Origin of the sequence: Streptomyces rugosispiralis, assembly GCF_024505145.1 — a bacterium.
GTDB lineage: Bacteria > Actinomycetota > Actinomycetes > Streptomycetales > Streptomycetaceae > Streptomyces > Streptomyces rugosispiralis.
This window is the reverse complement of record NZ_JANIAA010000008.1, coordinates 113,911-128,397: the sequence shown is the minus strand read 5'-3', so window position 1 is coordinate 128,397 and position 14,487 is coordinate 113,911. Positions and strand designations below refer to the sequence as shown.

Below are 14,487 nucleotides of genomic sequence, written 5' to 3'. Positions count from 1 at the left end.
ACGGCGGGCAAGGCAGGCACGATGGGCACGACGGGCAAGAGGGGGACGGACGTTGTTCGCCGTCGCGGCGGTCGGCGCGGCGGCGGTCGCGATGACGGCCTGTGAGCCCACGGGCGGCGGCATCAGCTCCGTGACGGTCGCGATCACCACGGACCAGGTCGCCACCGAGGCGCTGGAGCGGGGCGGTGTCGGCGTCCGCTGGATGAGCTGCAACGCCGAGTTCAGGAACGGCCGTACGGCGGGCGCCGCTTCGCCCTCGCGGAGCGAGCGGGCCGGGCAGACCGACGCACGGGTGGACTGCCACGGCAGGACCGACAACGACAAGGACGTCAGGGTCAGGGGCCGGGTCACCTACGTCCGGGCGGACCACTGTGTCCGGGGCGACTTGACCGGCCAGGTGGACGGCCGGAAGGTCTTCGAAGCGAATGTGATCGGGGAGTGCCGGGGCGGCGGCTCGCACACCGAGAGCCCCCGGCCGACCCGCAGCCACCCTTGGGAGCACCGGACCACGGAGGCTCCCGAGCCGACCTATAGCCATCCCTGGGAGCACCGGACCACCGAGGCACCTGAGCCGACCCGCAGCCACCCTTGGGAGCACCGGACCACGGAGGCTCCCGAGCCGACCTATAGCCACCCCTGGGACCACCCGACCACCGAGGGCGGCGCCGGCCAGGTCGGTGCCGACGACGGTGACGGTGGCGGTTCCGGTGAGGACGGTAAGGGCGGCGCCGGGGGCGGCGGCCGGAGCGAATAGCCCGCGATCGCTTCCGCCGGCAGGCCCTCCCGGTACCATCCGGACCGTACGTGCCGACGATCCATGAGGAGCCACCGGTGGCGGGAGAACCGCAGGCCGACTGCCTGTTCTGCAAGATTGTTTCGGGGGAGGTGCCGGCCACTGTCGTCCGCGAGACGGACACCACCGTCGCCTTCCGCGACATAAACCCCCAGGCGCCCACGCACGTCCTGGTGATCCCCAAGGCGCACCACCCGGACGCGGCCTCACTCGCGGCGGCCGAACCGCAGGTCACCGCGGATGTGCTGCGCGAGGCGGGCGCGGTCGCCGCGGAGGAGAAGCTCGACGAGACGGGCTACCGCGTGGTGTTCAACACCGGCTCCGGCGCCGGTCAGACCGTCTTCCACGCGCATGCCCACGTCCTGGGCGGCCGTGGGCTCAACTGGCCCCCCGGATAACCCTTGTCCGCGCGGGAACTGATCGTCCTCGGCACCGCCAGCCAGGTGCCGACCCGGCACCGCAACCACAACGGCTATCTGCTGCGCTGGGACGGCGAGGGCTTGCTGTTCGACCCCGGCGAGGGTACTCAGCGCCAGATGCTGAGGGCCGGGGTGGCCGCCCATGACATCGACCGGATCTGCGTCACCCACTTCCACGGGGACCACTCCCTGGGCCTGCCCGGGGTGATCCAGCGGATCAACCTCGACCGGGTGCCGCACCGGGTGACCGCCCACTACCCGGCGAGCGGACAGCGGTTCTTCGAGCGGCTGCGCTACGCGACCGCCTACCGCGAGACGGTCGCGCTGACCGAGGAGCCGGTCGCCGGTGACGGCGCGGTGCTGGCCCGCACCGCCGCGTACACCCTGGAGGCCGCCCGGCTCTCGCACCCCGTCGAGTCCTACGGCTACCGCCTGATCGAACCGGACGGCCGCCGGATGCTGCCCGAGCGGCTCGCCGCGCTCGGCGTCCGCGGCCCGGACATCGGCCGGCTCCAGCGGGAGCGGGTGGTGGAGATCGCGGGGCGCAGGGTGGCGCTCGAGGACGTCAGCGAGGTGCGCCGGGGACAGCGCTTCGCGTTCATCATGGACACCCGGCTGTGCGACGGCGCCGACGCGCTGGCGCAGGGGTGCGATCTGCTGGCCATCGAGTCGACCTTCCTGGACGAGGACGAGGCCCTGGCCGTCGAGTACGGGCACCTGACCGCCGGGCAGGCCGCCCGGCTCGCCGCCGGGGCGGGGGTGCGGCACCTGGTGCTGACGCACTTCTCGCAGCGCTACGGCGACCCCTCCGAGTTCGAGCGCCAGGCGCGGGACGCGGGGTTCGAGGGGGAGCTCACGGTCGCCCAGGACCTGATGACGGTGGCGCTGCCCAAACGGCGCTGAGGGCGCCCCGGCGGGGCGTGGGGGCCGATGACCGCCGCGCTCGCGGGGTGCCGGGAGCGATGGCTGCCGCGTCCCGCGGGGGTGCCGGGAGCGATGAGCGCCGCGCTCGCGGGGGTGCCGGGAGCGATGGCCGCGGCGTCCCGCGGCGGTACCGGGGCCGATGACCGGCGAGGGTGACGGTGGGGCCGGACCCCGGCCCGTTGTCGGTGCCATCGTGCACACTGGCCGCACCCGCATCCGACGGCGGAGGCGGACCGGCAAGACCTGGGAGAGCGCGGTGACGACACACGACGGCGACAAGCTCAGGGCGGGCTACCACCTGCTCGACCCGCTCGCGGACGTGCGCCGCCCCGGCGACGCGGACTGCGACGTCTATCTCACCGGCACGGTCTTCCTGGACATCATCTTCACCGGTCTGGACAGCGCCCCGGTCCGCGGCACCGAGTCCTGGGCCCGCGGCATGGGCTCGAGCCCCGGCGGTGTCGCCAATATGGCCACCGCCCTGGCCCGGCTCGGCCTGCGCACCTCGCTCGCCGCCGCCTTCGGCGACGACCACTACGGGGACTACTGCCGGGACGCCCTGGACCACGGCGAGGGCATCGACCTCTCGCTCTCCCGCACGATCCCCGGCTGGCACTCCCCGGTGACCGTCTCCATGGCCTACGAGGGTGAGCGGACCATGGTCTCCCACGGCCATGAGGCCCCGCCGCCCGAGGAGCCCGCGCCCAGCTGCCCGCCCCCGGCCCGCGCCGCCGTGGCCTCCCTGGTGCCCGGCCGTGGCCAGGAGTGGGTCGCCGAGGCCGCCCGCCGCGGCAGCAAGGTCTTCGCGGACGTCGGCTGGGACGACACCGGCCGCTGGGACCCGGCCGACCTCTCCGAGCTGGAGCACTGCGAGGCGTTCCTGCCCAACGCCGAGGAGGCGATGCGCTACACCCGCACCGACTGCCCGCGCGCCGCCGCCCGAGCCCTGGCCGACCTGGTCCCGCTCGCCGTCGTCACGCTCGGCTCCGAGGGGGCGTACGCGGTCGACGGCCGCACCGGTGAGACCGCCGAGGTGCCCGCGATCTCGGTGGAGGCCCTGGATCCGACCGGGGCCGGGGACGTGTTCGTCGCCGGTTTCGTCACCGGCACGCTCGCCGGGTGGCCGCTCGCCGACCGGCTGGCCTTCGCGGGGCTGACCGCCGCGCTGTCGGTGCAGGAGTTCGGCGGCTCGCTGTCGGCGCCCGGCTGGGTCGAGATCGCCGCCTGGTGGCAGCACGCCCGCGCCTACGACGACCAGCCCGCCCGCGCGCTGCGCCGCTATGCCTTCCTTGACCGGCTGCTCCCGGCCGCCGCCCGCCCCTGGCCGCTGCGCCGGGCCGTGCCGACGATCGGTTTCCGCCAGGCGTAGCGCGGGGCACGGGCCCGGCGTAGTGCCGGGGCCCCGGACCCTGGATCAGCAGGGGCCCGGGAGGCCCCGGGTGAGCGGAGGTGATGAGCGGATAGGAGTAAAAGGGCTCGGGTGTTGTCGGTGCTCCGTCGTACCCTTGGAACCCAAGGTTGTCGAGCGGCGAGAACCCTTGTAGCGGGAGGTAGAAGCAGGCCAGAGAGCCGGCCCATGACGCAACCAACCACAGCACCGCAGGCGCATGCGCAGTTCACGGTCCCGAACAAGCACCCCATGGTCATGGTCCTGGGATCCGGTGACGCGCTGCTCCGTGTGATCGAGAACGCGTTCCCGGCGACCGATATTCATGTGCGGGGCAACGAAGTCAGCGCCACCGGGGATCCGAAGGAAGTAGCCCTGGTCCAGCGTCTGTTCGATGAGATGATGCTGGTGCTCCGCACCGGTCAACCGATGACGGAGGATGCGGTGGAGCGCTCGATCTCCATGCTGCGCGCGGCCGAGAACGGCGAGAGCGAGGTGCAGGAGACGCCCGCCGAGGTGCTCACCCAGAACATCCTCTCCAACCGCGGCCGCACCATCCGCCCCAAGACGCTCAACCAGAAGCGCTATGTCGACGCCATCGACAAGCACACGGTCGTCTTCGGTATCGGCCCCGCGGGCACCGGCAAGACCTATCTCGCCATGGCCAAGGCGGTCCAGGCGCTGCAGTCCAAGCAGGTCAACCGGATCATCCTCACCCGGCCCGCGGTCGAGGCGGGGGAGCGGCTCGGCTTCCTGCCCGGCACCCTCTACGAGAAGATCGACCCGTATCTGCGGCCGCTCTACGACGCGCTGCACGACATGCTCGACCCCGACTCCATCCCGCGCCTGATGGCCGCGGGCACGATCGAGGTCGCGCCGCTGGCGTACATGCGTGGCCGTACGCTCAATGACGCGTTCATCATCCTCGACGAGGCCCAGAACACGAACCCCGAGCAGATGAAGATGTTCCTCACCCGGCTCGGCTTCGACTCCAAGATAGTGATCACCGGCGACATCACCCAGATCGACCTCCCCGGCGGGACCAAGAGCGGTCTGCGCCAGGTGCGGGAGATCCTGGACGGCGTCCAGGATGTTCACTTCTCCATGCTCACCAGCACCGACGTGGTCCGTCACAAGCTGGTCGGCCGGATCGTCGACGCATACGACCAGTACGACAGCCGCAACGGAAAGTAATCACGAACCCCCATGGCGATCGACGTCAACAACGAATCCGGTACCGATATCGACGAGCGGGCGGTGCTGGACATCGCCCGCTACGCACTCGCCCGGATGCGTATCCACCCGCTCTCCGAGCTCTCGGTGATCGTCGTCGACGCCGACGCCATGGAGCAGCTGCACATCCAGTGGATGGATCTGCCCGGTCCGACCGATGTCATGTCCTTCCCGATGGACGAGCTGCGCCCGCCGTCCAAGGACGACGAGGACCCCCCGCAGGGCCTCCTCGGGGACATCGTGCTCTGCCCCGAAGTGGCCAAGAAGCAGGGGGAGGAGGCGCCGACCGGGCACTCGATGGACGAGGAGCTCCAGCTGCTCACCGTCCACGGCGTCCTCCACCTCCTCGGCTATGACCACGAGGAGGCGGACGAGCGCGCCGAGATGTTCGGCCTCCAGGCCGCCATCGTCGACGGCTGGCGCGCGGAGCAGGGCGTCACCGGCCCCTCCCCGGCCCCCACCGTCCGATGAGCGCGCAGCTCGTCGCCGCGGCCGTCCTGCTGGTCGTGGTGGCCTGGCTGGCGGCCTGCGCGGAGGCCGGTCTCGCCCGCACCACCCGGTTCCGCGCCGAGGAGGCCGTACGCTCCGGGCGGCGGGGCAGCGCCAAGCTGATGCTCGTCGCCGAGGACCCCACCCGCTATCTCAATGTGGCCCTGCTGGTCCGGGTCGCCTGCGAGGTCGCGGCGGGCGCCGTCGTCACGTTCGCGAGCCTGCGCGAGTTCCCCGAGACGTGGAAGGCGCTGACCGTCGCGATCGGCGTGATGGTCCTGGTGTCGTACGTGGCCGTCGGCGTCTCCCCGCGCACCATCGGCGCCCAGCATCCGCTCAACACCGCGACCGTCGCCGCCTATGTGCTGATCCCGCTGGCCCGGGTCATGGGTCCCATCCCGCCGCTGCTGATCCTCCTCGGTAACGCGCTCACGCCCGGCAAGGGCTTCCGGAAGGGCCCGTTCGCCTCCGAGGCCGAGCTGCGCGCCCTGGTGGACCTCGCCGAGCAGGAGTCGCTGATCGAGGACGAGGAGCGGCGCATGGTCCACTCCGTCTTCGAGCTCGGCGACACCCTGGTGCGCGAGGTGATGGTGCCGCGCACCGACCTCGTGGTCATCGAGCGTTTCAAGACCATCCGGCAGGCCCTCACCCTCGCGCTGCGCTCCGGCTTCTCCCGGATCCCGGTCACCGGGGAGAACGAGGACGACATCGTCGGGATCGTCTACCTCAAGGACCTGGTCCGCAAGACGCACATCAACCGCGAGGCCGAGGCCGAGCTGGTCTCCACCACGATGCGGCCCGCCGCCTTCGTCCCGGACACCAAGAACGCGGGCGGTCTGCTGCGCGAGATGCAGCAGGAGCGCAACCACGTGGCCGTGGTGATCGACGAGTACGGCGGCACGGCCGGGATCGTCACCATCGAGGACATCCTGGAGGAGATCGTCGGCGAGATCACCGACGAGTACGACCGCGAGCTGCCGCCCGTCGAGGACCTCGGCGACGGCACCCACCGGGTGACCGCCCGGCTCGCCCTGGGCGACCTGGGCGAGCTGTACGGCACGGACCTGGAGGACGAGGACGTCGAGACGGTGGGCGGGCTGCTCGCCAAGGCGCTGGGCCGGGTGCCGATCGCGGGCGCCAAGGCCGAGGTGGACGTCCCCGAGGGCGGTGTGGACCCCGCGCTCAAGGCGCTGCGGCTGACCGCCGAGTCCCCGGCGGGCCGCCGCAACCGCATCGTCACGGTGCTGGTCGAGCCGATCCGTGAAACCGCCGCCGCCGAGCCCGAGTAGCCCCTGCTCAAGCCGTGCCACGGCCCCGTCCACACCCTGTGGGCGGGGCCGCACTGTGCGCACTGTGCTCTGCCCGGCCCGCCTCCCGCGCGGGGGCGCGGCACCCGCCCGCACGACGGCGGGCCACCGCGCCAGCGCATTGGCAACGCGCGCCCCGCGCTGCGCCATCCGAGTGGAATAGCCGTCCGCTCCCTGGCCCATCTGGCGTAGGCGCCCGCTTACTTGCAGATACCGACTGGTGGGTCGCCCATACCTCTGTCGGGGGACAGTCGGCCTCTCTGCTTTGACGTAGACAGGTCGGCCGTATGGGCACCCCCGCGCAGAGGCCAAGGCTCCGCGCGGCATGCGTCGCGCGGAGCCGGGCGGCTCATCCCCCTGAGCTCAGGAAAGGGCGGCCGCTTCATGTCCACCACCACGGTGACCTCGACGCCGAACCCCTCCGTCTTCGGTCAATCCGTCACCTACACCGCCAATGTCACCGGTATCACCGCCGGGACCCCTCCGTGGGGCGACGTGACCTTCGTCATCGCCGGTGGTCCGATCATCGGCCCGGTGACGCTCAACCCCACCGGGCCCGACTCCGGCACGTTCAGCGTGACCGATTCCACCCTCGCCGTCGGCTCCCATCTGGTCACGGTGAGTTTCGTCAACTCCACCGATCCCGCGGACAATTCAACCGGCACGACCACTCAGCAGGTCAACCAGTCGGCGACCACCACCACCGTCACCTTCGTCCCGCCCGCGCCCGTCTGCGGCGAGACCGTGACCCTGACCGCCAGTGTGGCGGCGGTGCCCCCGGGCAGCGGCACCCCCACCGGTACGGTCACCTTCATCATCAGCGCGGACGGGCCCACGGTGACCGGGACCCTCGACGCGTCCGGGAACGCCTCCGTCACCGTCTCCGCCCTGAGCGTGGGCACGCACCAGGTCGCCGCGTTCTACAGCGGCGACACCAACTTCGCCCCGTCCAACTCGCCCTTGACGCCGCTCACCGTCAACCCGGCGTCCTCGACCACGACCCTCACCGTCTCCCCCGCCTCGCCGGTCTGCGGTGAGACGGTGACCCTGTGCGCCCAGGTGGCGGTCGTCGCGCCCGGCACCTGTACCCCGACGGGCACGGTGGCATTCGCCGTCGACGGTGTTCCGTTCGTCGTCGCCGCGCTCGACGCGAGCGGCCAGGCGTGCGTGACGAACGGCAACATCCCGGTGGGGACGCACACCGTGACGGCCACCTACAACGGCAACGGGAACGTCGCGAGCTCGACCGGCACCGGCTCGGTCACGGTCGGTCAGGGCGCGTCCACCACAACGGTCACGGTGACCCCGGCCGCACCGGTCTGCGGTGCAGCGATCACCATCTGCGCGCAGGTCACGGTGCCGCCGCCGAGCACCTGTACGCCAACCGGCACGGTGACCTTCGTGATCACCGGCGGCCCGACCCTGACGGGCACGCTGGACGCGACCGGTCAGGCGTGCGTGACCACCAGCGCCATCCCGGTCGGCTCCCACGCCGTGACCGCCACCTACGCGGGCGACGGGGGCGTCATGGGCTCGGTGGCGACCTCCACCGTCACGGTGAACCAGGCGTCCTCGACGACCGCGTTGACCATGACGCCCGCTTCCCCGGTGTGTGGGCAGTCGGTGACTTTGTGTGCGCAGGTGAGCACGACGTCGCCCGGCACGTGTGCTCCGACGGGGATGGTGACGTTCGCGATCGTGGGTGGTCCGACGTTGACCGGGACGCTGAACGCCAGTGGTCAGGCGTGTGTGACGACCGGCGTGATTCCGGTGGGCACGCACGCGGTGACGGTCACGTACGGGGGCAGCACGGGTGTGGCGGGCTCCTCGGCCTCCGGTTCCGTCACCGTCGGCCAGGCGAACACCACGACCACGCTCACCTCCTCGCCGAACCCGTCCACCACCGGCCAGAACGTGACGTTCACCGCCACCGTGGCCGCGGTGCCGCCGGCGACGGGGATCCCGACCGGGAACGTCACCTTCGTGATCAGCGGCGGGCCCACCCTCACCGGCACGCTCAACGCCGCGGGACAGGCCACCGTCAGCACCAACACCCTCACCACCGGCGCGCACACGGTCACCGCCACCTACGGTGGCGACACCTGCTTCGCCGGTTCCACCTCACCGACCGTCACCCAGAACGTGGTCGCGGCGCCGACCGGGACCACCGTGACCGCCACCCCGGCCACCATCCGGCTGCGGATCAACGGCACGTTCGTCATCCCGACCCTGAGCGCGACACTGAGGGACGCGTCGAACACCCCGGTCCCCGGCCAGAACCTCACCTTCGTCGCCAACTCCCTGGTGGGGCCGATCGCGCTGGGCAGCGCGGTCACCAACGCCGGCGGCACGGCGACGCTCAGCAATGTCACCGTTCCGTCGACCGCGATCACCGCCTCGACGTACACCGCCTCCTTCGCGGGGGCCCCGGGTCTGAGCCCGTCGTCGGGTTCGGCCTCGCTGACCTTCCAGCCTTCGCCGATCCTCCCGTAAGGAGCAGAGCACCACCGCACCACGGCACCACGGCACCACCGCACCACGGCACCACCGCACGATCGCGTATCGCCCGCGCCGGGCCGCCGCACCGCCGCCCGGCGCGGGCCGCCGTGTGCCCACCGGCGTCACCGCCGGTCAACGCCCCGCATATGCTCATCCACATGAGCGAAGCAGCGCAGTTGGACCCCGAAGACCGCAAGATCATCACGCTGGCCCGCTCCGTGCGGGCCCGCAACTCCGTGCCGGAGGGCGCCGCCGTCCGCGACGAGACGGGCCGTACCTATGCCGCCGGGACCGTGGCCCTCGACTCGCTGAAGCTGAGCGCCCTCCAGACCGCCGTCGCCATGGCCGTGGCGAGCGGTGCCACGTCCCTGGAGGCCGCGGCCGTGGTGACCGACGCGGAGAGCGCCTCGGAGGAGGACCGCGCGGCCGTCCGGGACCTGGGCGGGGCCGGGACCCCGGTGCTGCTGGCGGGCACCGACGGCACCCTGCGGGCCACGCTGGACGCCTGACCCGGCCCCACCGCCCCGGCGGTCGTACGGGGCCGGGACGGCTGGTCCGAGCGGGTCGGGGCATCGGGGAGAATGGGGGCCATGACTGCCGGTACCTCCCCGTCCCCGACCGAGCAGCGGGAGACCCCGCACCGCTCGGGCTTCGCCTGCTTCGTCGGCCGCCCCAACGCGGGCAAGTCGACCCTGACCAACGCGCTGGTGGGGACGAAGGTCGCGATCACCTCGAACCGCCCGCAGACCACCCGTCACACCGTCCGTGGCATCGTGCACCGCCCCGACGCCCAGCTGGTGCTCGTCGACACCCCCGGTCTGCACAAGCCGCGCACCCTGCTCGGCGAGCGGCTCAACGATGTGGTGCGCACCACCTGGGCCGAGGTCGATGTCATCGGCTTCTGCCTGCCCGCCGACCAGAAGCTCGGCCCCGGCGACCGCTACATCGCCACCGAGCTGGCGGGGATCAAGAAGACCCCCAAGGTCGCGATCGTCACCAAGACCGACCTGGTCGAGTCCGAGCAACTGGCCCGGCAACTGATCGCCATCGACCGGCTCGGCAAGGAGCTGGGCTTCGAGTGGGCCGAGATCGTCCCCGTGTCGGCCGTGGGTGACCAGCAGGTGGATCTGCTGGCGGATCTGCTGGTCCCGCTGCTGCCCGAGGGCCCGACGCTCTACGCCGAGGGCGACCTTACGGATGAGCCCGAGCAGGTCATGGTGGCCGAGCTGATCCGGGAGGCCGCGCTGGAGGGCGTACGGGACGAACTGCCGCACTCCATCGCGGTGGTGGTGGAGGAGATGCTGCCCCGCGAGGGCCGCCCGGCGGACCGGCCGCTCCTGGACATCCACGCCAACCTCTACATCGAGCGGCCCAGCCAGAAGGGCATCATCATCGGCCCCAAGGGCCGTCGTCTGAAGGACGTGGGCACCAAGTCCCGCAAGCACATCGAGGCGCTGCTCGGCACGCCGGTCTTCCTCGACCTGCATGTGAAGGTCGCCAAGGACTGGCAGCGCGACCCGAAGCAGCTGCGGAAGCTGGGGTTCTGAGCCCGGCGCGCAGCCCCTGCCCCGCGCAGGCCCCGTCCGCGTGGCGCCCGCCCCGCGCAGGCCCCGTCCGCGTGGCGCCCGCCCCGCGCAGGCCCCGTCCGCGTGGCGCCCGCCCCGCGCAGGCCCCGCGCAGGCCCCGACCGCGTGGAACCCGTCCTCGCAGGCCCGCCCGCGTAGGCCCGCCCACGCGGGCCCCGTCCGCGTGGGGCCTTACGCGCCTTCCTTCAGCACCGTGCGGATCAGTTCCCGCTGGGCGTCGCTCAGCTGGGGATCCGCGGCGTGGATGGTGCGGCCGTCGACGGTGATCTCGTACTGGAAGCCGTCGGGGACGCCGCGGGGGGCCGTGGTGTGGCCGGTCTCGACGGCCTGGTGGGCCAGGGCGTCCAGATGGGTGGCGTCGGGCCGGCCGGTGGTGTCCAGCTCGGCCCGGCGCTCGATTCCGGCGAATCCGCCGGTGCGGGTGACGGAGATGCGCATGGCTCCATCACTACCCGATGGCGTGCCCTATCGCGCGCCCACGTGGGCCCGCAGATCGGTGATGCCCACCCCGGTCCATGCCTCCCGCACCGCCGCCTGCTCCTCGCCCTCGCCGTAGCGGGCCTGCGCCGCGGCCACCGTGAGCTGGGCGAAGTCGGTGAACTCCGCGTCGGAGGCCAGATCGCCGCCGGTCAGCACGTCGTACCAGATCTGCCCGGCGCGCTCCCAGGCGTTGCCGCCCAGGGCGGTGGCGGCGAGGTAGAAGGCGTGGTTGGGGATGCCGGAGTTGATGTGGACGCCGCCGTTGTCACGTGAGGTGTGGACGTAGTCGTCCATCGTGCCCGGCTGCGGGTCCTTGCCCAGCACATCGTCGTCGTACGCCGTGCCCGGGGCCTTCATGGAGCGCAGGGCCACCCCGGTGACCCGGTCCGTCAGCAGCCCCGCGCCGATCAGCCAGTCGGCCTCCTCCGCGCTGTGGCCGAGCGCATGCTGCTTGACCAGGGAGCCGAAGACGTCGGACATCGACTCGTTGAGCGCCCCGGACTGGCCGAAGTACTCGAGGTTGGCGGTGTACTGCGTGACACCGTGGGTGAGCTCGTGGGCCATCACGTCGACCGGGATGGTGAAGTCCAGGAAGACCTCCCCGTCCCCGTCGCCGAAGACCATCTGCTCGCCGTCCCAGAAGGCGTTGTTGTAGTCCTCGCTGTAGTGGACGCTCGCGTTCAGCGGCAGCCCGGAGTCGTCGATCGAGCGCCGGCCGTACGCCTTGAGGAAGAGCTCGAAGGTCGCGCCCAGCCCGTCGTACGCCCGGTTCACCGAGTCGTCCCCGGCCGCCTGGTCGCCCTCGCCGCGCACCTTCCGGCCCGGCAGCGAGGTCCTGTGCTGGGCGTCGTAGATGGTGCGCCGGGGCTTGTCGGAGGGCGTGGCCGCCCGCGCGGCGGGGATGCCGCGCACGGTGGTGATCCGGCGGCGGGTGCGCTGCAGGGCGTCGTGCTCGAGGGTGCGGCGGGCGGGATCGGCCAGCGACGTGTCCTCGGCATGGGACAGCTTGTCCAGGACGTGCGGCGGCACGATCGTGCAGAAGGCGGTGTGGCGGTGACCGCGGGCGAGGCGGGTCCGGCGGGCATTGGCATTGGCGTCCATGGCTGGCAATGTCGCATCGCGTGATGCCGGTGTCACGTCTTGCGGTCATGATTGCTGAAATCGAGTGGAAGATGTGTATTCCTCCGAAGCACATGCTTCGGTCCGCATAGTGATACGGGTCCGCCGTGCTCACCGGTCTCGGTTAGGCTGCTCACCATCATGCGTTTCGGGCTGCTTCTTCTTAGCTGCCGCGGCGAGGGCCTGTAGTCGTAGGCCGACCCCCTCCCCGCGGAGTTCGGTGTTGCGGTGTTTTCGCCCCGTCGGCCGCCCAGCGGACATACGAGGAGCCCTACGCATCATGAGCACGTCTGATCATTCCGCGAGCGCCCAGAGCCCCGTCGGCCGTCGTACGCCGATCACCGCCGCGACCGTCACCCAGCGCCCCTCGGGGATGCCGGTCCACAAGTACGGCCCGTACGAGGCCGTCGACATCCCGGACCGCACCTGGCCGGACAACCGCATCACCGTCGCCCCGCGCTGGCTGTCCACCGATCTGCGGGACGGCAACCAGGCGCTGATCGACCCGATGTCCCCGGCCCGCAAGCGCGAGATGTTCGACCTGCTGGTGCGCATGGGCTACAAGGAGATCGAGGTCGGCTTCCCCTCCTCCGGCCAGACCGACTTCGACTTCGTACGGTCGATCATCGAGGAGGGCGCGATCCCGGAGGACGTGACGATCTCCGTCCTCACCCAGGCGCGCGAGGAGCTGATCGAGCGCACCGTGGAGTCGCTGCGGGGGGCGCACAAGGCCACCGTGCACCTGTACAACGCCACCGCCCCCACCTTCCGCCGCGTCGTCTTCCGCGGCACCCGGGAGCAGGTCAAGCAGATCGCGGTGGACGGCACCCGGCTGGTGGTGGAGTACGCCGACAAGATCCTCGGCGGTGACACGGTCTTCGGCTACCAGTACAGCCCGGAGATCTTCACCGACACCGAGCTGGACTTCGCGCTGGAGGTTTGCGAGGGCGTCATGGACGTCTGGCAGCCCGAGGAGGGCCGCGAGATCATCCTGAATCTGCCGGCCACCGTCGAGCGCTCGACCCCGTCCACCCACGCGGACCGCTTCGAGTGGATGTCGCGCCATCTGTCCCGGCGCGAGCACATCTGCCTGTCGGTGCATCCGCACAACGACCGCGGCACCGCCGTCGCCGCCGCCGAGCTGGCGATCATGGCCGGGGCCGACCGCATCGAGGGCTGCCTGTTCGGGCAGGGCGAGCGCACCGGCAATGTCGACCTGGTGACGCTGGGCATGAACCTGTTCTCCCAGGGCGTGGACCCGCAGATCGACTTCTCGCAGATCGACGAGATCCGCCGCACCGCCGAGTACTGCAACCAGATGGAGATCCACCCGCGCCACCCCTACGCGGGCGATCTGGTCTACACCGCCTTCTCCGGCTCCCACCAGGACGCCATCAAGAAGGGGTTCGAGGCGCTGGAGGCGAGCGCGGCCGAGCAGGGCAAGACGGTGGACGACATCGAGTGGGCCGTCCCGTACCTGCCCATCGACCCCAAGGACGTCGGCCGCTCCTACGAGGCCGTGATCCGGGTGAACTCCCAGTCCGGCAAGGGCGGCATCGCCTATGTCCTGAAGAACGACCACAACCTGGACCTGCCGCGCAGGATGCAGATCGAGTTCTCCAAGACGATTCAGGCCAAGACCGACGCCGAGGGCGGCGAGGTCACCCCGGCCCAGATCTGGGCGGCCTTCCAGGACGAGTACCTGCCGACCGACGACAATCAGTGGGGCCGGATCTCGCTGCGCAGCGCGCAGACCTCGACCACCACCGAGGGCACCGACGCGCTCACCGTCGAGGCGGTCGTGGACGGCGCCGAGGCGGTGCTGAACGGCACCGGCAACGGCCCGCTGGCGGCCTTCTTCGACGCCCTGGCCGCGATCGACGTGGACGTACGGCTGCTGGACTACTCCGAGCACACCCTGAGCGAGGGCGCCGCCTCCCAGGCCGCCGCGTACATCGAGTGCGCGATCGACGGGCAGGTGCTGTGGGGTGTCGGCATCGACGCCAACATCGTGCGCGCATCCCTGAAGGCCGTCGTCTCCGCGGTGAACCGGGCGCGCCGTTGATCCTTTCGGGATCCTTCGGATTCCTTCAGGTGCGTAGATGATCTTTCACCGGTCTGATCGGATGACTTCATCACCCCGTTGACCTGGTCACCCACATGGGCCCCGTTCACCCCGCGAGGTGGGCGGGGCCTCGGGTTTGGCCTGTTGTCTCCGTTCGGGGTACTGACGTCACATCATGGATGTGGC

13 protein-coding genes are annotated in these 14,487 nt (G+C 71.3%); 11 read left to right on the top strand and 2 right to left on the bottom strand.

Features of this window, described 5'->3' with window-relative positions; all coding sequences use genetic code 11:
- Window positions 1-52 precede the first annotated feature (52 nt).
- The 10 genes from NP777_RS15815 (at window position 53) to era (ending at window position 10,598) form a co-directional block, all read left to right on the top strand.
- Window positions 53-754 carry a hypothetical protein gene (locus NP777_RS15815; RefSeq protein ID WP_256650781.1) on the top strand — a complete coding sequence of 234 codons (702 nt, stop codon included), beginning with the start codon at window positions 53-55 and terminating at the stop codon, window positions 752-754.
- A 77-nt stretch (window positions 755-831) separates the two neighbouring features.
- Window positions 832-1,191: a histidine triad nucleotide-binding protein gene (locus NP777_RS15810; protein WP_256650780.1), complete on the top strand. Its 360-nt coding sequence runs from the start codon at window positions 832-834 to the stop codon at window positions 1,189-1,191.
- Window positions 1,192-1,194: 3 nt separating this feature from the next.
- Window positions 1,195-2,115 (top strand): ribonuclease Z, encoded by a 921-nt coding sequence (locus NP777_RS15805; protein WP_256650779.1) that lies wholly within the window; start codon window positions 1,195-1,197, stop codon window positions 2,113-2,115.
- Between the two features lie 277 nt (window positions 2,116-2,392).
- Window positions 2,393-3,505 (top strand): carbohydrate kinase family protein, encoded by a 1,113-nt coding sequence (locus tag NP777_RS15800; protein WP_256650778.1) that lies wholly within the window; start codon window positions 2,393-2,395, stop codon window positions 3,503-3,505.
- A gap of 207 nt (window positions 3,506-3,712) precedes the next feature.
- The gene (locus NP777_RS15795) at window positions 3,713-4,717 is read left to right on the top strand and encodes a PhoH family protein (protein ID WP_256650777.1); all 1,005 of its coding nucleotides are present in this window, start codon (window positions 3,713-3,715) and stop codon (window positions 4,715-4,717) included.
- A 12-nt stretch (window positions 4,718-4,729) separates the two neighbouring features.
- Window positions 4,730-5,227, top strand: a complete 498-nt coding sequence (gene ybeY, locus NP777_RS15790; protein ID WP_256650776.1) for an rRNA maturation RNase YbeY — start codon at window positions 4,730-4,732, stop codon at window positions 5,225-5,227.
- Window positions 5,224-6,534 (top strand): hemolysin family protein, encoded by a 1,311-nt coding sequence (locus NP777_RS15785; RefSeq protein WP_256650775.1) that lies wholly within the window; start codon window positions 5,224-5,226, stop codon window positions 6,532-6,534. The genes ybeY and NP777_RS15785 overlap by 4 nt, the downstream gene beginning before the upstream one ends.
- Before the next feature lie 402 nt (window positions 6,535-6,936).
- Window positions 6,937-9,045: a beta strand repeat-containing protein gene (locus NP777_RS15780; protein ID WP_256650774.1), complete on the top strand. Its 2,109-nt coding sequence runs from the start codon at window positions 6,937-6,939 to the stop codon at window positions 9,043-9,045.
- A gap of 164 nt (window positions 9,046-9,209) precedes the next feature.
- On the top strand, window positions 9,210-9,560 hold the full coding sequence (locus NP777_RS15775; protein WP_256650773.1) for a cytidine deaminase: 351 nt from the start codon (window positions 9,210-9,212) through the stop codon (window positions 9,558-9,560).
- 81 nt (window positions 9,561-9,641) lie between these two features.
- Window positions 9,642-10,598, top strand: coding sequence for a GTPase Era (era, locus tag NP777_RS15770; protein WP_256650772.1), 957 nt, complete (start codon window positions 9,642-9,644; stop codon window positions 10,596-10,598).
- A 210-nt stretch (window positions 10,599-10,808) separates the two neighbouring features.
- Here the strand turns inward: era and NP777_RS15765 are convergent, their stop codons facing one another.
- Both NP777_RS15765 and NP777_RS15760 read right to left on the bottom strand, forming a co-directional pair.
- Window positions 10,809-11,075, bottom strand: a complete 267-nt coding sequence (locus tag NP777_RS15765; protein WP_256650771.1) for a protealysin inhibitor emfourin — start codon at window positions 11,073-11,075, stop codon at window positions 10,809-10,811.
- Between the two features lie 27 nt (window positions 11,076-11,102).
- A complete protein-coding gene (locus NP777_RS15760; RefSeq protein ID WP_256650770.1) occupies window positions 11,103-12,218 on the bottom strand; it encodes a M4 family metallopeptidase in 1,116 nt (371 codons plus the stop codon).
- Between the two features lie 298 nt (window positions 12,219-12,516).
- Between NP777_RS15760 and leuA the strand changes: the two genes are divergently transcribed.
- Entirely contained in the window at window positions 12,517-14,301 is a 1,785-nt protein-coding gene (leuA, locus tag NP777_RS15755; protein ID WP_256650769.1) for a 2-isopropylmalate synthase, read from the top strand.
- The last annotated feature ends 186 nt before the right edge of the window (window positions 14,302-14,487 follow it).

What these genes read in the sequence shown, in the direction of transcription:
- NP777_RS15795 (WP_256650777.1), top strand. Translation starts at nt 3,713, where the DNA reads ATGACGCAACCAACCACAGCACCGCAGGCGCATGCGCAGTTCACGGTC.
- ybeY (WP_256650776.1), top strand. Translation starts at nt 4,730, where the DNA reads ATGGCGATCGACGTCAACAACGAATCCGGTACCGATATCGACGAGCGG.
- NP777_RS15785 (WP_256650775.1), top strand. Translation starts at nt 5,224, where the DNA reads ATGAGCGCGCAGCTCGTCGCCGCGGCCGTCCTGCTGGTCGTGGTGGCC.
- NP777_RS15780 (WP_256650774.1), top strand. Translation starts at nt 6,937, where the DNA reads ATGTCCACCACCACGGTGACCTCGACGCCGAACCCCTCCGTCTTCGGT.
- NP777_RS15775 (WP_256650773.1), top strand. Translation starts at nt 9,210, where the DNA reads ATGAGCGAAGCAGCGCAGTTGGACCCCGAAGACCGCAAGATCATCACG.
- era (WP_256650772.1), top strand. Translation starts at nt 9,642, where the DNA reads ATGACTGCCGGTACCTCCCCGTCCCCGACCGAGCAGCGGGAGACCCCG.
- NP777_RS15765 (WP_256650771.1), bottom strand. Translation starts at nt 11,075, where the DNA reads ATGCGCATCTCCGTCACCCGCACCGGCGGATTCGCCGGAATCGAGCGC.
- NP777_RS15760 (WP_256650770.1), bottom strand. Translation starts at nt 12,218, where the DNA reads ATGGACGCCAATGCCAATGCCCGCCGGACCCGCCTCGCCCGCGGTCAC.
- leuA (WP_256650769.1), top strand. Translation starts at nt 12,517, where the DNA reads ATGAGCACGTCTGATCATTCCGCGAGCGCCCAGAGCCCCGTCGGCCGT.